17 protein-coding genes, 1 tRNA gene and 1 other RNA gene are annotated in these 17973 nt (G+C 35.3%); 10 read left to right on the top strand and 9 right to left on the bottom strand.

Features of this window, described 5'->3' with window-relative positions:
• Positions 1–61: 61 nt before the first annotated feature.
• Positions 62–134, top strand: a tRNA-Arg gene (locus H7K77_RS06100).
• A gap of 219 nt (positions 135–353) precedes the next feature.
• Here H7K77_RS06100 and H7K77_RS06095 read toward each other — a convergent pair.
• From H7K77_RS06095 to H7K77_RS06080, 4 genes are all read right to left on the bottom strand, one after another.
• The gene (locus H7K77_RS06095) at positions 354–1601 is read right to left on the bottom strand and encodes a Ger(x)C family spore germination protein (protein WP_186576842.1); all 1248 of its coding nucleotides are present in this window, start codon (positions 1599–1601) and stop codon (positions 354–356) included.
• Positions 1598–2689 carry a GerAB/ArcD/ProY family transporter gene (locus H7K77_RS06090; RefSeq protein WP_186576841.1) on the bottom strand — a complete coding sequence of 364 codons (1092 nt, stop codon included), beginning with the start codon at positions 2687–2689 and terminating at the stop codon, positions 1598–1600. Before H7K77_RS06090 ends, H7K77_RS06095 begins: the two co-directional genes overlap by 4 nt.
• Positions 2690–2703: 14 nt before the next feature.
• Positions 2704–4185, bottom strand: a complete 1482-nt coding sequence (locus H7K77_RS06085) for a spore germination protein (protein ID WP_186576943.1) — start codon at positions 4183–4185, stop codon at positions 2704–2706.
• A gap of 217 nt (positions 4186–4402) precedes the next feature.
• Complete coding sequence (locus H7K77_RS06080; protein ID WP_186576840.1) at positions 4403–4936, bottom strand: YceI family protein; 534 nt, start codon at positions 4934–4936, stop codon at positions 4403–4405.
• A 286-nt stretch (positions 4937–5222) separates the two neighbouring features.
• Between H7K77_RS06080 and acsA the strand changes: the two genes are divergently transcribed.
• A complete protein-coding gene (gene acsA, locus H7K77_RS06075; protein WP_186576839.1) occupies positions 5223–6938 on the top strand; it encodes an acetate--CoA ligase in 1716 nt (571 codons plus the stop codon).
• Between the two features lie 434 nt (positions 6939–7372).
• On the opposite strand, the gene hmpA is transcribed toward acsA, so the two are convergent.
• A complete protein-coding gene (gene hmpA / locus H7K77_RS06070) occupies positions 7373–8587 on the bottom strand; it encodes an NO-inducible flavohemoprotein (protein WP_186576942.1) in 1215 nt (404 codons plus the stop codon).
• Positions 8588–8781: 194 nt separating this feature from the next.
• Here hmpA and H7K77_RS06065 point away from each other — a divergent pair, with 194 nt between their 5' ends.
• A complete protein-coding gene (locus tag H7K77_RS06065; protein ID WP_186576838.1) occupies positions 8782–9219 on the top strand; it encodes an Rrf2 family transcriptional regulator in 438 nt (145 codons plus the stop codon).
• Between the two features lie 171 nt (positions 9220–9390).
• On the opposite strand, the gene H7K77_RS06060 is transcribed toward H7K77_RS06065, so the two are convergent.
• The 4 genes from H7K77_RS06060 to H7K77_RS06045 form a co-directional block, all read right to left on the bottom strand.
• Positions 9391–9993, bottom strand: a complete 603-nt coding sequence (locus H7K77_RS06060) for a DUF421 domain-containing protein (protein ID WP_235988846.1) — start codon at positions 9991–9993, stop codon at positions 9391–9393.
• Between the two features lie 108 nt (positions 9994–10101).
• The gene (locus H7K77_RS06055; RefSeq protein WP_186576837.1) at positions 10102–11142 is read right to left on the bottom strand and encodes an LCP family protein; all 1041 of its coding nucleotides are present in this window, start codon (positions 11140–11142) and stop codon (positions 10102–10104) included.
• Between the two features lie 271 nt (positions 11143–11413).
• Positions 11414–12703 carry a glycoside hydrolase family 18 protein gene (locus H7K77_RS06050; RefSeq protein WP_186576836.1) on the bottom strand — a complete coding sequence of 430 codons (1290 nt, stop codon included), beginning with the start codon at positions 12701–12703 and terminating at the stop codon, positions 11414–11416.
• Positions 12704–12780: 77 nt separating this feature from the next.
• Entirely contained in the window at positions 12781–13314 is a 534-nt protein-coding gene (locus tag H7K77_RS06045) for an isochorismatase family cysteine hydrolase (RefSeq protein WP_186576835.1), read from the bottom strand.
• An 83-nt stretch (positions 13315–13397) separates the two neighbouring features.
• Here H7K77_RS06045 and tadA point away from each other — a divergent pair, with 83 nt between their 5' ends.
• The 7 genes from tadA (at position 13398) to H7K77_RS06010 (ending at position 17636) form a co-directional block, all read left to right on the top strand.
• Positions 13398–13886, top strand: coding sequence for a tRNA adenosine(34) deaminase TadA (gene tadA, locus H7K77_RS06040; protein ID WP_186576834.1), 489 nt, complete (start codon positions 13398–13400; stop codon positions 13884–13886).
• An 88-nt stretch (positions 13887–13974) separates the two neighbouring features.
• An RNA gene (ffs, locus tag H7K77_RS06035) (signal recognition particle sRNA large type) lies at positions 13975–14240 on the top strand.
• Positions 14241–14408: 168 nt separating this feature from the next.
• Positions 14409–16103: a DNA polymerase III subunit gamma/tau gene (gene dnaX / locus H7K77_RS06030; protein ID WP_186576833.1), complete on the top strand. Its 1695-nt coding sequence runs from the start codon at positions 14409–14411 to the stop codon at positions 16101–16103.
• Positions 16104–16126: 23 nt separating this feature from the next.
• Positions 16127–16450 (top strand): YbaB/EbfC family nucleoid-associated protein, encoded by a 324-nt coding sequence (locus H7K77_RS06025; RefSeq protein ID WP_186576832.1) that lies wholly within the window; start codon positions 16127–16129, stop codon positions 16448–16450.
• A 13-nt stretch (positions 16451–16463) separates the two neighbouring features.
• Positions 16464–17060 (top strand): recombination mediator RecR, encoded by a 597-nt coding sequence (gene recR / locus H7K77_RS06020; RefSeq protein WP_186576831.1) that lies wholly within the window; start codon positions 16464–16466, stop codon positions 17058–17060.
• A gap of 16 nt (positions 17061–17076) precedes the next feature.
• Complete coding sequence (locus H7K77_RS06015; protein ID WP_186576830.1) at positions 17077–17295, top strand: YaaL family protein; 219 nt, start codon at positions 17077–17079, stop codon at positions 17293–17295.
• Positions 17296–17369: 74 nt separating this feature from the next.
• Positions 17370–17636: a pro-sigmaK processing inhibitor BofA family protein gene (locus tag H7K77_RS06010; RefSeq protein WP_186576829.1), complete on the top strand. Its 267-nt coding sequence runs from the start codon at positions 17370–17372 to the stop codon at positions 17634–17636.
• The last annotated feature ends 337 nt before the right edge of the window (positions 17637–17973 follow it).

Below are 17973 nucleotides of genomic sequence, written 5' to 3'. Positions count from 1 at the left end.
TTTATACTTTAAAAATAGAAGAGGTTCTTGTATAATTAAAAAACATCTTCACTATTATAGTGGCTCCATAGCTCAGGGGATAGAGCGTTAGTTTCCTAAACTATGCGTCGCAGGTTCGAATCCTGCTGGGGCCATAAAACAAACAAAAGGGAAATGGACTACTTATCCATTTCCCTTTTGTTTGTTTTTATCTAACCATAAAGAATATAAAAGGTGTTGCTAGGCTAAAAGGAATTAACATAGCAACAGCAAACCCTCCTAGTTTATTTTCTTCCTGGAAGCACATCCTTGAAAAGTTCAAACAGTAAAGTGCTACATAAATAGCAATTGCAGATAAAGCAATTGTCTGCAAATTAATCCCTCACTTCTGTTAAGTTTGAATCATTTAACATCTTACCGAATTCTAATCTTTCTAAATCGAAATTAATATTGATCTCCGCATTTGGATATATGTTCTTATTCCAATCAGCTTCTTCGTATTCCTCAATGGTTTTAAAATACTTTCGAATGTAAAGGGACCAATAAAAAGGTTCAGCTTTATATTCCTCCTGGGTTTTCCTAATTAGTTCTCTAGACTTTTTCTCTAAACTTTCTTCTATCGTTTTTTTGAGTAGTTCTTTATTATCTTTATTCTGTGAGTAGTCAACAAGGCTAGGGATAGCAATAATTTCTATTTGAAACGGAACCCTTACATTTATTTTAGTAGGTTTATTTTTATTGTACTCGATGTTAATCTCTGGAGATGACTTTTGTGAATAGTCTGCACCAATACGGAATTCTTCTTTTATAGGATCAGGATATGTCGACAAGAGGTCATCCATATCCAATGTTGGATCAAAAACGTGCGCTAGTCTTGTTTCCTGTCCATCCAATGTACCGATCATTTTACCTTCTTTAAAAACAGCAGAACCCATAAATTGTGAGTTATTTCCACCTTCCTTTGGCAATTGACCAGCAACATATTCATCCTCATAACCATCGTCTTTTTCCTTTGCTTTTTTATTTGTTGCATAGATAGCAAGAAATAAATCAGCATCTCCCTCTGTTATTTGAAAGAAGCGATGTATTTCAGCCTCCGGGATAATACCAGTTTCTTTAGCACGATCCAAAATTAATTGATAGTATTTATGTGGTCTTGTTTCCATTTTTGGGTTAATATTTTGAAGAAATTCACTCGCATCTTCTTTTGAAACTAATATCTGAACCCCTCTGCGGATCTGTGTTGTTCTAGCTGTCGATTGCATAATTCTAATGAAGTCACCTGATCTAGCCAACTCTTCTGATGCAATAAGTACCTTGGTGTGATCTAGTGTAATTTCTCTTGACACAAAGGAGTTGGCAGTATTGGTTGCAGTTAATATATCACTACCTTTGATTGATACAGTTTCCTTCGGTTCCTCTTGTGATCCTCCTCCTACGATAGCAGATCCGACTTCAGGATTAGCTATTTGAAAGGTGAATTTATACAGTCCCTTTTCATCCGTTTTGTCTACACCTATTGCAACAACATATGCTTGTTGTTCAAGCTCTTTTTTGTCATAGCACCCTACTAAGAAAAGAGGAATTAGCATAATTATAAGGATAATAGTTTTTAATCTCATGTTTTTTTCAAGTCCCCCTTAAAAAAGGCAACAATCCACAGGATAATTGGAAAACTAATAAATAAGGGTGTCATATAGTTTAGTAAACGGTCACGGTAAAATAGATCATTAAGCAGTGTATTATCAGGTATCATTCCAATGATTATGGTAAAGAAAGCAAAGGGAAGTATTAGCGGTTCAAATTCTTTAATATTAAATACAGCAGCAAAGATCCATGCTATTAAATAAAGAAATATAATAAATCGCATATACGCTGCTAGTAACCAAAAAACCATAAAGAATGTTTCAACATTTGTAAAATAGTCACCAAAATTAATGTATTGTGTAATATCATGAAATGGAAAGGCAACTTTTCCTACTGAGTTATAATCAAAAACTAAAGTGTATAATAAAAAGAAGAAGGTAATTTCAAAAATAACAACAAAACTACCTAGATAGCTTCCTTTTCTAAAGGTATTTGTATCTTTAAATGCGGTATAAGCGATTGTGAATAAAAATAACTCAGAAAAAATCGAAGCTTTTTTAATACCTTGTGTCAATACAACATCCAACCCATCACCAAAAATGGGAAAGATTCTTAGTAGAATAATTCGGTCAAATATCAAAAAGGCCATTAATAACATAGAAAATTTGATTAGTGGTAACCCAATCCATGAGGAATAACCGATTACTTCAAGTCCCTTTTTTGCGCCAATAAAAGCAACCCCAATAAAAACAAAATATAAAATAGTAGTTGGAGACTCAGGGAAATAAAGAAGTTTGATTTGCTCGACGTAATTTCGACTATCCAATGATAATGATAGAAAGGCCGACAAGAAAATAGTAAATCCAAGTGCTTTACCAAGATAGGTTCCAAGAATAGCTTCTAATAGTTGGATCAAGTTTTTATCCTTATACTTTTTTAGTAAGAAAATGAGTAATAAGAAAGATGGAATGATGACTATAAAAGAGATAATTGGGATCATCCAAAAGGCGTTACTAGCCTTAGAAGAAAGTAAAGATGGCGTTGTATCAGCCAGTTTCATACCTACGAATATAGTCATCATTGCAAATAATTCTCTAGTTTTTAATGTTTTATGGTCTTTCATTATCTTCACCTAATTCATTTGCTATTAGCCTTTTTTCGAATATCTTTCGGTTTGATCTGCCCGGGTCGCCAAATTTCATTCCTTATTGCTTTCCGAAATAAAGTGTCATGAGGTGATCTATAGCTTGGAGAAAGTGGTGCAAAGAAAGGGACCCCAAAAGACTTAATAGATGCAACATACATGAACCATGCTAAGAAAGCCCCCATCAAGCTGAAAATCCCCAAGAATCCAGCTGAAAATATAAAAATAAATCTTGTTATTCGAACGGAATAGTTAATACTGACATCTGTTACTGCAAAAGATGTTAGACCAGATACCGCTGTAATAATAACAATAATTGGACTAATAATATTAGCTTGGACGGCTGCCTGTCCTAAAATTAGCGCACCAACAATACCAATCGTTGGCCCTAATGGATTAGGAATCCGTATTCCAGCTTCTCTGATTAGTTCAAAAGCAATCTCCATGATCAAAATTTCAAATATTAGTGGAAAAGGCACTCTTTCCCTTGATGCTGTTATTGCCAATAGTAAATCTGGAGGAAGCATGGCGCTATGGAAGTTAGTTATGGCAATATACGTTGCAGATATCATCGTTGTTAAATAAAAAGCAAGCATCCTTACTAATCTAGAAAAGTTACCGAATAAAAACCTTAAGTAGCGGTCCTCTGGTGAATGGAAAAATGACCAAAACGTAACTGGAACAATTAGACACCCAGCTGAGTTATTCATTAGAATGATAATATGGCCATCCTCTAAATAGGAAGTGGCATTACCAGGCCGCTCTGTAAAAAGTACAGTTGGTACTAAAGAATATGGACGTTCTTCAATAAATTGCTCCAATAGCTCAAGATTTCTAACATTATCCGCCTCAATGTTATCTAGTCGTTCCCTGACACTTTTTAGAATCTCCTCATTGACTAAATCCTTAACATATACAATATTTACTTCAGATTTAGATCTTGCACCAACTTGTTTTCCCTCTGTAACTAGTTGCTTGTCGTGCATTCTTTTTCGGATTAACGAAACATTCACATTAAGTGATTCTGTAAATGCTTCTTGGGGGCCTCGGATTGTACTCTCATTTTCTGCTTTTCCAATTCCCCTATATTCAAATTTAGCCACATCAATGGAATAGGCGGTATTATTACCATCCTCAAAAATAATAGCTTTCCCACTGTTAATATGCTCGGTAGCTTGTTCGAAATCCGTTATTTCCTTAACACTTTCAGCAACGATGACATCACGTATTTGTTTTCCCTCTGACTCTAAAAGGGGACGAACAATAGCATCATATACTTTATTGGCATCGACAATGGATGAGTAATAATAAATTTCGATTTTTTCTTGACTGTATTTAGCCGTTAATTCACGAAAGGTAAAATCCTTATTCAAACCATAGGAAAAGAGTTGTTTTATGTGTTGGGCGTTTTTATCTAGTTTTGTATGTACGGCTTCCGGTTCCGACTTACTATCTGTCTGTTGTACTTTTTTCAAAAACTTAAACACACCTGTCACCTCTTTACCAATTTTTTATTACTTTATTATTTGTAGGTAAGTTAAAATCTATTCGATTAAAAAAATAGTGCTACCTTAAACCATCTTGCCCAACTCAGTTGGATTTACACATAACCTTTATGGCATAATCAAATAAAAATTATTACTAAAAAAAGCATGTGAGCGCTGGGCTCACATGCTTTTAAGGTTTTAAGATTTATGCTTCAATCATTGCTTCCATTTCAATATTAATTTTAATTTCATCACCAATTAATACGCCACCAGTTTCAAGCGCTGCGTTATACGTAATACCATAATCACTACGGTTTACCTTACCTTCAGCACTAAAACCAAATACTTGATTTCCCCAAGGATCTTTTCCAGAACCTTCGAATGTAACGTTAAATGTTTCTGTTTGAGAATGTCCAGCGATGGTTAACGTACCAGTTACTTCATATTCATCATCTGATTTTTTTTCTAATTTCTCAGATTTAAATGTCATGTTTGGATACTGCTCTACATTAAATAAATCAGCAGAAATTAAGTGTTCATCACGTTGTTTGTTACGTGTATCGATGCTATCAACGCCTATATTGAATTCGATTTCTGCAGTTGTTAAATCATCTGGATCTGCAACAAGTTTAACATCATAATCATGAAAAGTACCTTTCACTTTTGATACCATCATATGTTTTACTGAGAAATCTACACTTGTGTGTGCAGAATCTACTTTTAATGTTTGTTTTGTCATATTATGACCTCCATTTATATATGTGTTATTTTTAATCATTAACTTACTTTATGTAAGTAAGTATATAATGGTAAACAATAAAGGTCAAGATATTTATTTCGAAACTAGGATAATTTTTCTGTTCTTTCTTTGGAGCATACCTTTTTTCTTTAATTTACCAACTAAATGGTATAAAATATAAATAAAATTAGAAAAAGTTATATTACCTCCACGATTTGCTCATAGAATGTAGTAATGTGTTTACTTTTTATTGCAAGCGTTTACAAATATTATAAGAGGTGATTAGATGGATATGCAACCTATTTCAGCAAGAGAAGGGAATCATAATTTAAAAGACTATGAGAGTAAACGGGATACTTTTAATTGGGATGAAGTGAAGAAAAACTTTAGTTGGTATCAAACAGGTAAAGTTAATGCAGCATATGAAGCAATTGATCGTCATGCTGAAAATCCTGAAAAGAAAAATCAAATTGCCTTACTTTTCTCTGCTCCTGATAGGGAAGAAAGTATAACATTTGAACAGTTGAAAAAAAGTAGTAATCAATTTGCAAATATCCTCAAAGAAAATGGAGTTAAAAAGAGCGATCGGGTTTTTCTGTTTATGCCAAGAAGCCCAGAATTTTATGCATGTTTTTTTGGGATCCTTAAGGTAGGAGCTATTGCAGGCCCTCTGTTTGAAGCATTCATGGAGCAGGCAGTTAGAGATCGTCTTGAGGATAGCGAAGCATCGATGCTCATTACAACCCCAGAGCTATTAGAAAGAGTCCCTCAACAAGATTTACCTACATTAGAAAAGATCGTACTAGTCGGCGATTCCACAGATACAAGCAATAACTACATTCAATACTATAAAGAAATGGATAAAGCTTCAGATCAATTTGATATAGAATGGGTCGATTTAGAGGATGGAATGTTACTTCACTATACCTCAGGTTCTACTGGCAAACCGAAAGGGGTTTATCATGTCCATAATGCGATGATTCAGCATTACGCGACAGGTGAATGGGTTATTGATTTAAAGGAAGAGGATATATACTGGTGTACCGCAGATCCAGGCTGGGTAACAGGAACAAGTTATGGTATCTTTGCACCTTGGTTACATGGGGTAACAAACGTAATTAGAGGTGGTCGTTTTACACCAGAATCCTGGTACGAAACATTAGATAAATACAATGTAACAGTATGGTACTCTGCACCTACTGCATTCCGCAAACTTGTGAGTGCAGGGGAGAATGTCGTGAATCAATTTGATCTCTCCTCTTTAAGGCATGTAATGAGTGTCGGAGAACCGCTTAATCCTGAAGTAATTACTTGGGCATTGGATGCCTTTGGACTACGTATCCATGATACATGGTGGATGACGGAAACAGGCGCAATGTTAATTGTTAATTATCCTTCTATGGATATTAGACCAGGTTCAATGGGTAAACCAATTCCTGGTGTCGAAGCTGCTATTATTGATAATGAAGGGAATATCTTGCCTCCTAATCAAATGGGGAATCTTGCAATCAGGCAAGGTTGGCCATCGATGATGCGAGCAATCTGGAAAAATCCAGGGAAATATGAAAGCTACTTTATAAATGGATGGTATGTATCTGGAGATAGTGCTTATATGGATGAGGATGGATACTTCTGGTTCCAGGGCCGTCTTGATGATGTTATTAATACTTCTGGAGAAAGAGTGGGGCCATTTGAAGTAGAAAGTAAGCTCATTGAACACCCTGCAGTTGCCGAAGCTGGTGTAATTGGGAAGCCTGATCCAGAACGTGGAGAGATCATTAAAGCGTTTATTACGTTGAATAGTGGTTATGAAGCTAATGATGATTTATTAGCAGATATCCGTAAATTTGTTAAGACAGGATTAAGTGCTCACGCTGCTCCAAGGGAAATTGAAGTGAAGGAGACGATTCCTAAAACACGAAGCGGGAAAATTATGCGCCGTTTACTAAAATCATGGGAGTTAGGTCTACCAACAGGCGATACTTCTACATTAGAAGAGTAATATAAAAAGTGGGAAAAGGTCAGTCTTGTTATATAGACTGATCTTTATCTATTTACATAGAAATAGTTGCTTACGACATAGTATCTATAGACATTACAGCAATAAAATCTCTAATTTACTTTTTTAAATGAATGCTATTGGTGATCCTTACCAGATGAATATGAAATGGAACAAAATGGTGTACATGAAATTATTGAGAAGGCTTTATAAGAAGCGAATGAGAAGGGAATCTCAGGGAAATAGACATTTTTACTTAACCGAGTTAAAGAGTTAAGTGAAGGTAAAACATTAGAGATTTCTTAGTTAAGAAAAATGTCTTTGAGGGAGCGCTGATCACAGTAGAATTAAAACGTGCAAACTATACTTTGAATGTATAAGTAAAGAAAAAGTAGCCTTTTTGCACATACGCAATAGGCTACTTTTTTAAATATATCTTAATCTAATGATCCAGCAGGGCCGAAGAATTCAAAATGTATATCTGACTCAGCAACATTCCATTCTTTCAATGAGCGGTTTATTGCTTTCATGAATCCTTCAGGACCACAGAAGTAAAACGAAGCATCGTTTGTCGGAATAACTGATTTTATAAAATCTAAATCTATATAGCCTTCCTTTGCAAACAGGGCTTCTGTTTTGTCTGATTCGGAAGGATGTTCATACACAACATAGCTGTGTACCTGTTTATTGTTATCGGTAGCTTCCTTTAAAGAGTCCTTTAAACCATGTACAGAACCGTTCTGTGCTGCATGAAGGAAATAAACTTCTCGGCTTGGCTGGCTTTCGATAACTGTTTCTAACATGCTAGTAAGAGGTGTTAGCCCTACCCCACCACTAATTAGGACAAGCGGTCTAGTATCTTCCTCTAATACAAAATCACCTGCAGGCGCACTGATAGGAAGTATATCTCCTACGTTAACGGATTGGTGTAAATAAGTAGATACAACTCCTGCTGGCTTATCACTCATACTATCTTCTCTTTTAACACTAATACGATAATGCCCCTTGTTTGGTCCACATGATAGGCTATATTGACGAAGACAAGTATATTCCGCATCATCTCTATCAATTTTTACAGTAAGGTATTGACCAGGTTTAAAAGTAGGAATTTTTCCCCCATCAACTGGCTTTAAATAAAAGGAAGTAATAACGTCACTTTCTTTCACTTTATTTGCAACTTCAAAGTCACGGTAGCCAATCCAACCACCATCTTTGTTTTCTGTTTCTTCATACATATCTGCTTCTACTTGGATAAAAGCATCTGCAATTACACCGTATGCTTTTCCCCATGCTGTTATTATCTCTTCATTTGCTGCATCACCTAGGACGTCTTTCATAGCTGTAAGTAAATTTTCTCCAACAATTGGGTAATGTTCAGGCTTTATGTTTAGACTTCTATGTTTATGTGCGATTTGTTTCACAACAGGTAAAATTGCTTCTAAGTTATCGATGTATAATGCTGCAGCATATACCGCATTAGCTAGAGCCTGAGGTTGTTTGCCCATTCGTTGGTTTGTTTGATTAAAAATGTTTTTTAGATCTGGATTATTTTCAAAAAGAAGTTGGTAGAATCGAGAGGTTATTTTTTCTCCGTGTTCCTCTAATACAGGAACTGTTGATTTAATAGTTTGAATTGTTTTTTCATCTAACAATGCTTTTGTTTCATTTGCCATAGTTACACTCCTATTTTTAAACATGTATTTATAATACATATTTAATTGTATAAAAAGTTCGTAATGTTATTCAACAGGTAAAACCAATTAGTTTTGACAATGTTGTTAACAAACAACAAGATTTTATGGAATAGGTTTGATACTATGAGATTAGAGAGAAAGGGGATTATACAATGCGCTTAAAGAAGTATACAGATTTTGCTTTACGTGTCTTAATCTTGACAGGTTCTAAAGAAGAAGGAGAGTTAGCAAGTATTAAAGAAATATCTGAAACTTTTTTCATATCAACCGAACATATAAGAAAAGTTGTTCATCAGTTAAGTAAGTTAGAACTAATCCATACAGTAAGAGGAAGAAATGGTGGAATTATTTTGGCAAAAGGGCCATCAGAAATTAACATAGGGCAAGTTGTAAGATGGATGGAAAATGATTTTTCTATCCTTGAGTGTTTTAATAAAGATACAAACCAGTGTGTGATTACACCCTCATGTAAATTGAAACATGTCATTTCAAAGGCACTGGCAGCATTCTTTCAAATACTTGATGATTACACATTAGAGGACGTACTAGAAAATAAAGATGAATTAAAGGAATTAATGTCCATGACCTAATAAGTAAGGGTTAGAGTTTTGCTCACTAACTCTTTACTTAGTGGAAACAGAAAAGTAAAAAACACAGCTATCACAAATTATCCTTGAGTAAATGCAGTTGACCCTTACCCTTTTACAAGTAAGGATCAACAAGTTTCATCATTAAATCAAAAGTATAGAAGGCTATTTAACCTACTGTAAGTAATTAGGGTGTTCAGTTTTATGATGTTGCTTTAACTCATCGAAAACTTGGTTTGTATTATTTTGTTGATTACTTGGTTGATAAGAGGGGTTGAGCATACTTGGGTTTATCATTTTTTTGAACTCCCCAATAGTTAATGGTCGTGCATCCTCCTTTAGTTCATACCCCATCTGCCCATTTGGCTCTAACGTTGCGGTTTTAATATCATTAATAGAACTAATACCTTGTTGCCGAACAAACATCTCCATTTGATCCACAGTTAGTCGAAATTTACGGAGTTGCTTCGTTTGAATATTACCATCCTGGATAAGGATTTTTGATTTTCCAGTTATGAACTTTTCTAAAGGGTTAAATTTAACTTGTAACCATTCTAATACTATAAGTGATACTATAAAGATTGCAACTGCAACTAAGGTTCTCGCTACGCTCGTTTCGATAATTGGTTGGATGATAATGGAACCAATAGAGATCATGATAACAGTTTGTGCTAATGTCATCTGTGAAATGGATTTCCTTCCAGCAATTCGTAGTAAAAGTATCCCAGATAATACTAATAGGAAAGATCTTAATATAAATGGCATATCAATATTCATTTTCATTACCCTCCTTCTATAGATCTGATCATCTAAGGATAGTTTTAACTACAATTTGATTTTTAACCGCAAAAAAAGACAGCCTGTTTTGTTCGGCTGTCTTTTTCATTATTCAATGGATTGTGTTGTATTATTATCTGTTAGTTCAGAATTAGATAAACCTAGCTCTGATTTCAATCGCTGTGAGACCTCTGTAAGGCTTTCTTCATAAGGAACAAAATAAGAATATTTGCCTATATACTCATTTGGATTTCCTTCAATTTCTAATGTTTCAATAGAATCTGGATCCATGGATGAATAGGCCTGCTCTAATGCATAAATCTCTTTTGGTTTTAAATTGGTTTGAACATTCTTACCAAGAACATCTGAAATTTCTCCAACCTTTAGGATTGTTCCGGCTGAGATGGCTTCATCTATGGTTGCCTGAATAAACTGTCTTTGTCGTTCTTCACGTGAATAAATAGCATTCACGTCCCGTTTACGCATTCTTACAAATGCTAATGCTTCTTCACCGTTTAAATGTGCAGGACCTTGCTCAAAGTATATCCGGTTGTTATTATCATAAATGTTCTTTTCCCAGAATGCTTCTTTAATATCAATTGTAACCCCACCAAAAACATCTACTATATCTCGGAAGCCTTCAAAATTTACTGCAACATATTTATCAATTGGAATATCTAACAAATCTTCGACTGCTTCAACGGCATGCTTATTTCCACCATATCCACTCAATTCCCCGAAGGTGTATGCAGCATTTATTTTATGGAAACCTGCATATTTCTCAACTCTAGTCAGCTCTACTCTTGTATCTCGATTTATTGTTGTCATTGTCATTTTGTTTGTATCTGGATTTAACGTGACTACAATTTGCGTATCAGCTCGTCCATTTTTACCATTTGATGAATAATCCTCAATACCTAATAGGAGAATAGAGATTGGATCATCTCCAATGGTTACCTTCTCTTCCCTAAGTTCAGACTTATCGCCAGCTCTTTGCAAGTCTTCGAATGAATTATCAGCAGCCTGATATGCTTCGATAAAGACGTATGCACCAATCCCAATTACAACTAATAAAAAAAATAGAAAAATGTATAACAAACGTTTTTTCCAGCTTTTATTTTTTTTTCTGTGTATTCTTTTTTCATTCATGTTAAGAACCTCGCTTTTTTGAATCCAACTATTTGACGATATATTTACTCGTTTAGTTTCATATTTTGTAGGAAATGATAAAAAATACAAAACAATATAAGGAAACTTCTTACGATAATTACATCTTATCATAAGAAACATAAACATTCCTTTTAATAATATTTTATTATTTTCAGCTTATCTTAACTTGTCCTTTTAAAGGCAAAGGTAATGGATCAATTGCTAATGGAAAAAGAGGCTTTGGATTTATATCCAAGCCTCTTTATTCAATTTATCCACGTTTTCTAATCGTAAAATTATCTTCTAGAAGTAGCCAGTTTTGAGGGAATGCTAACCCCAATTTCCAATAGCTAATACCTCGAAGACCAAGTTCTTTGATTAAGTCAAACTTTGCCTGAATGGATCGTGCATCTTCAAACCAAACTTCGTGTCTGTTACCAGAATCATCTGTATAGAAATAGAACGGTGCTTGTGCTTCGTTATCGTACTGAATGGCAACATTCTCGTCACGAGCAAGTATAATAGCTTGCTGTGGACTTAATGCTTTAGCGTATTGACCACCAGGTTCATATGGCAATGTCCAGTCATATCCATAAAGATTTTGGCCTAACATAATTTTATTAGCGGGAATTTCAGTTAATGCGTATTCTACGACATCACGTACAGGGCCAATAGGTGATACAGCCATCGCTGGACCTCCACTATACCCCCATTCATATGTCATTAGTACTACAAAGTCTGCAATTTCACCATGTGCAGCATAGTCATGTGCCTCATACCATTCCCCTTCTTGAGTTGCACTAGTCTTAGGGGCTAAAGCAGTAGACATAAGTAAACCAGCTGATGATAATCTTTCTTTTGCTTTCCTTAAAAAGTTATTGTAATCTTCTTTGTTTGCAGGTGGCAAATACTCGAAATCAAAATGAACATCACGGAAACCAATATTTCTCGCTGTTTCAATAATGTTAGTCAATAAATTATCTTGCACCGTAGTGTCGGTCACTAAAATTCTTCCTAGTTCATCACTAAATGCTCCCTCTTCTAAATTACTGACAACTAGCATTAAAGTTGCATTATTATTAGCAGCTATCGTTGCAAAGTTATCTAAAGGAGGTGCAACAAGTTCCCCTGTCCTAGTTGCCTTAAAATTAAAAGGTGCCAAATAGGTTAAGAAAGGTGCATTCTTTTGAGCTGAATTTCTAAGTGTTTCTGATACATTTTCTCCAAATGGTTCAATATAGGCATTTACCTCAATTGTTGGTTCAGGTGTTTCAGGTATATAGAGTCGAAAGCCAACGTTTAATGGTGTATTTATGGAAATATTATTTATACGGGCTAATTCTTCTGCAGACACCCCAAATCTTCTACCAATACTATAAAGACTGTCCCCTTGCCTAACATAATAAAACTGACCGACTATTGGTATAACAAGTGATTGCCCAACTACCAACTGATTTGGATTGTCTAATTCATTGGCAGTATTTATCGCGTTATACGTAGTACCATAATTGTTTGCAATAGAATACAAGCTATCGCCTGGCTTTACTACATGAATTTGCAAACAAATTCCTCCTCTCCATATATTACATATCCTTTATCAGCCTATGAACGGAGAGGGGAAGTGGTGCAATTATATTTTTAAATCTCATCAATATTTGTACTTAATACATTTTTCATTAATTCTAAAGCTTGCTCGTTAAGATATTCTTCGTTGGATGCAATACAATTCTTAGGAACACTGACTGTAAAGTCTCTCATATGAGCATCGTTAGCAGTAAATAAAACACAGATATTTCCTGCAATACCGGATAAGATGACATGGGTGACATGAAGTTCTCTAAGTAACGAAGCTAGACCAGTGTGAAAGAATGCAGACAATTTCGGCTTTATTAAGAAAAAATCCCCTTCAGTGGGAACCATCTTATCAATAATTTCTTGATTTTTTTCATTTCTACAATGATCACATATATTTTTGAAATTTGATTCCCATGAACCATAATGGTCATTTACGTAAATAACCGGGATTTGATTCTGTTTAGCATATTGCTTTAATTGGATTAAGTTAGGTAAAATTGATTTAGTATGGTGTAAAAGTTTATCGCCTGAATAGAAATTGAAGTCATTTATTATATCAATAATGATTAATGCTGTTCCTAGACCATTTTGTTTCATAAAAACCTCCTTTTTAGTTAGAGTGAACGAATTAACACATTTTAAAACAATTACTTACTATGAAAAGAAAGATGTTGATATGGATGAATGACGAAATATATATGAAATTAGCAATAGAAGAGGCAAAGAAAGCTGAGTTAATCGGAGAAGTCCCAATCGGTGCTGTTCTAGTTCATGAAGAAAAAGTAATTGCTAAGGCATTTAATTTACGTGAGTCGATTCAAACAACAGCATCACATGCAGAATTATTAGCAATTGATAAAGCTAACCAATATGTTGGTAGTTGGCGTTTAGAGGATTGTATACTTTATGTCACGCTTGAGCCATGTCCAATGTGTGCAGGAGCAATATTACAAGCACGGATCCCAAGAGTTGTCTTTGGTGCGTTTGATCCAAAGGCAGGATGTGTAGGCTCGTTAATGAATTTGTTGGAAGACTCTAGATTTAATCACACTGCACAAGTAACTGGTGGAATTCTTGAACAAGAATGTGGACAGTTACTGTCTGCCTTTTTTAAAAAACTAAGAGAAAAGCGTAAAAATAGTAAGGAAATAGAGGGCGGAAAATATTAACATCTATTATTGATTGCATTTTCCTTTAAAACTCGCTATACTTGTAAATGCGCTCGAACAGCGCAACTTAAAATTGATAGCAAATTTGCCGTGCTAGGTGGGGAGGTAGCGGTGCCCTGTACTCGCAATCCGCTATAGCGAGGCTGAATTCCCTTCTGAGGTGGAGTAGCTTTAAGGTCTGCCTTAAGGAATTGGTGTTGACACTCGGGTCCTGCGCAATGAGAACCCGTGAACCCTGTCAGGTCCGGAAGGAAGCAGCAGTAAGCGGTCTTTCTCGTGTGCCGCGGGGAAGCCTGGGTCGAGCCATGAACTTAAGTAACGCTTAGGGTTACTTCATCGAAGTTGGGTGCACGGCGTTAAATAATAAAGTGAGCCTCTTGTCATGTTAATGATGAGAGGCTTTTTACATATTATATGAAAAAAGGCGACATCATGAAAATTTACTTAAGAGTCGATTTTCATTTTAAACATTGTAGCAATTCAGGTATAATAAAAAGGAATTTAAAGAGGGGAATGTGGACTATGAGCTACCAAGCACTATATCGCGTATGGCGTCCTAGAAGCTTTAATGATGTCGTTGGACAAACACATATTACCCGAACATTGCAGAACGCTATCATGCAAGAGAAATTTTCGCATGCCTATTTGTTTTCTGGTCCCCGTGGAACAGGGAAAACAAGTGCGGCTAAGATTTTTGCTAAAACGATTAACTGTGAAAAAGCACCTGTTTTAGAGCCTTGCAATGAGTGTTCTGCATGTTTGGGAATTCAAGATGGGTCCATTTCTGATGTAATAGAAATAGATGCTGCTTCTAATAATGGTGTGGAACAAATACGTGACATCAGGGATAAAGTAAAATATGCCCCTAGTGCGGTAACTTATAAGGTATATATAATTGATGAAGTACACATGCTGTCTATTGGTGCATTTAATGCGTTACTAAAGACACTAGAAGAACCACCAAAGCATGTTATATTCATATTAGCGACAACTGAGCCACATAAAATCCCATTGACCATCATTTCACGCTGTCAGAGGTTTGACTTTAAGCGTATATCTCAAGTTTCTATGGTAGAAAGAATGCAAACCATTGTAGGAGCGGAAAATGTAGCTGTTACGAAAGAAGCGCTTGAGGCTGTAGCATTAGCTGCTGAAGGTGGAATGAGAGATGCTTTAAGTTTACTAGATCAAGCCATATCATATAGTGATGATCAAGTAGAATTAGAAGATGTACTTACGGTAACAGGTTCTGTTTCTCAAGGGTTATTGACAGAAATAACAAAAGCACTGTATCAGAAAGATATCCAACAGGCACTTATAAAAGTAGATGATTTAATACAAGCTGGAAAAGACCCAGGTCGATTTGTATTTGATTTAATCTATTATTTAAGAGATATACTTCTATATAAGAGTGCACCTCAGCTTGAAAATAACTTGGAACGAGCGATTATGACTGATGCCTTTAAAGAGTTAACAGAAGAGGTTGATGCAGAATGGATTCAGCGTGCGATTTCGGAATTAAATCAATGCCAACAAGAAATAAGGTGGACAAATAGTCCAAAAGTATTTATAGAAATTGCTGTCCTAAAAATTGCAGACCAAGTTTCTAATACAGTTAATAATGAACAGAATAGTGTAATCGATGTGTTGACTAGAAAATTGGAACATTTAGAAAAAGAGTTAACGTCTATCAAACAAAATCCACCTGTAGTACAAGGGTCTGGTCAACCGCAACAAGCTGCGCCTAAACGTTCTGCAGCAAGGAGTAAAAATAGTTATAAAATTCCTTATGAGCGAATTAGGCAGGTATTGAGTGAGGCATCAAAACAAGACTTAAAGAACGTTCAAGCTATCTGGGCTAATTTTATGGATGCGTTAAAAAAACGTAATGCGCCAGCCCATGCTACTGTTCAAAATAGTAAACCAAGTGCAGCATCTGACAAGGCTTTAGTTCTTGCTTTTAAATACGAAATACACTGTTCTCTTGCTTTAGACCATAAACAAACGATAGAATTGTTATTAGCTGAGATGTTAGGGAAAGAGCTTTCTATCATTCCAATTCCAAATAATGATTGGCAAGAATTGAGAGAAGAGTTTATAAGAAAACAGAAGAGCCAAGAGGATGATGAAGAATCTAAGGATTCCCAGCAAGACGATCCGTTAGTAGCGGAGGCAAGAAAGTTAGTAGGCGATGAATTATTAGAAATACGTGAATGAGATAATATAAGGAGGGATTTTCCATGCGTGGTGGTGGAAACATGAATAAAATGATGAAACAAATGCAAAAGATGCAAAAGGATATGATGAAGGCTCAAGAGGATCTTCAAGAAATGGCCTTTGAAGCAACAGCAGGTGGTGGAATGGTTAAAATTACTGCCAATGGTAAAAAAGAAATAACAGACATTCAAATTAAAGAGGAAGTTGTAGATCCAGATGATATTGAAATGCTACAGGATTTAATTTTGGCTGCAACCAATGAAGTGTTAAAGGAAGTTGAAGAAAAAACAAATGAAACAATGGGACAATTCACAAAAGGATTAAATTTACCTGGAGGAATGTTCTAGGAGGTATGCAACTATGTATTACCCAGAACCGATATCAAAGCTAATAGATAGCTTTACTAAATTGCCAGGAATAGGCCCTAAAACGGCTGTCCGCCTGGCTTTCTTTGTTCTAAATATGAAAGAAGATGATGTGCTTGACTTTGCGAAGTCATTAGTAAATGCAAAGCGTGAGCTCACCCATTGTAGTGTTTGTGGACATATTACTGATCAAGACCCCTGTGCTATTTGCCAGGATGATATGAGGGACAGTTCTTTAATTTGTGTAGTCCAAGATCCAAAAGATGTGATCGCAATGGAAAAAATGAAGGAATTTAATGGTCGTTACCATGTTCTTCACGGGGCAATCTCTCCAATGGATGGAATTGGACCTGAGGATATAAATGTTCCGAGTTTACTAAATCGTCTAAAGGATGAGGAAGTAGTAGAGCTTATTTTGGCTACTAACCCAAATATAGAAGGTGAAGCAACAGCAATGTATATTTCCCGCTTGGTAAAACCTTCGGGAATTAAAATTACTAGAATTGCCCATGGATTGCCAATGGGAGGGGACCTTGAATATGCAGATGAAGTCACCCTTTCAAAAGCATTAGAAGGGCGCCGAGAACTATAGGAGTAGGTGACCAACATTGTTCTCTAGTAAGAAACTAAGTAGAAAAGTAGTAGATGAACAGTTATTAAATGACATTTACAAATTAAAGGATGAATGGATGAGTTTAAAATCTATAATTGAACGTAGTGTGGAACCGAGTGAAATAGGTTTATATGACTTATCCGTTGCGCAATCAAAATACTTCTTCCTATTAAGAGAAGCACGTAATCGAAATTTAAGTGCGTTGCATAAGTAAATCTTTTAGGTAAGTTCTTTTTCTCTTATAACTTTCATAGATTTTAGTAAGGACAAGTTATAGGAGGGAAAGAAGTGGACTCTACAGTTGTAATAGCCAGTATGGTCATACTTATCGTTTTACTATTAGTAGTTGGTGCACCGATAAAGCCAATGAGGTTTTTAGGAAGAGGGACTGTTAAATTAGTTATTGGAGTACTATTCTTATTCTTTTTTAACGTATTTGGAGCATCAATTGGTTTACATTTACCTATAAATGTTTATACAGCGGTGATTGTAGGTTTTCTGGGTATTCCAGGTTTAGCTTCACTTACAGCATTACACATATTTGTTATAGGTTAAGGAGCTATCAGATTGATGGCTCTTTTCTTATATATAAAGGTTATATACTATAGAAATAAATAATCGCGATACCATGGAGAATTTATTTTTAAAAAAGTATTGATTTTAGATTTAAATGTATGTTATATTATTTAAGTCGCTTCAAGAGGTGGCAACGTCATAAAAAAATATCAAATAGTTGTTGACTTATTGAAGATAACTTGATATGATATAAAAGTTGTCGCTTGAATAAGTGACGGAATATTGATCTTTGAAAACTGAACAAAACAATCAGTATGTCAAGTAAGACAAGCTAGTCAAGTTTTAGAGCAAGCAAACACTTTATGGAGAGTTTGAT

The sequence above is a fragment of the Aquibacillus kalidii genome (assembly GCF_014280935.1).
Classification (GTDB): domain Bacteria; phylum Bacillota; class Bacilli; order Bacillales; family Amphibacillaceae; genus Aquibacillus_D; species Aquibacillus_D kalidii.
The sequence above is the reverse complement of the archived record's forward strand: the minus strand, read 5'-3'. Positions and strand labels throughout refer to the sequence as shown.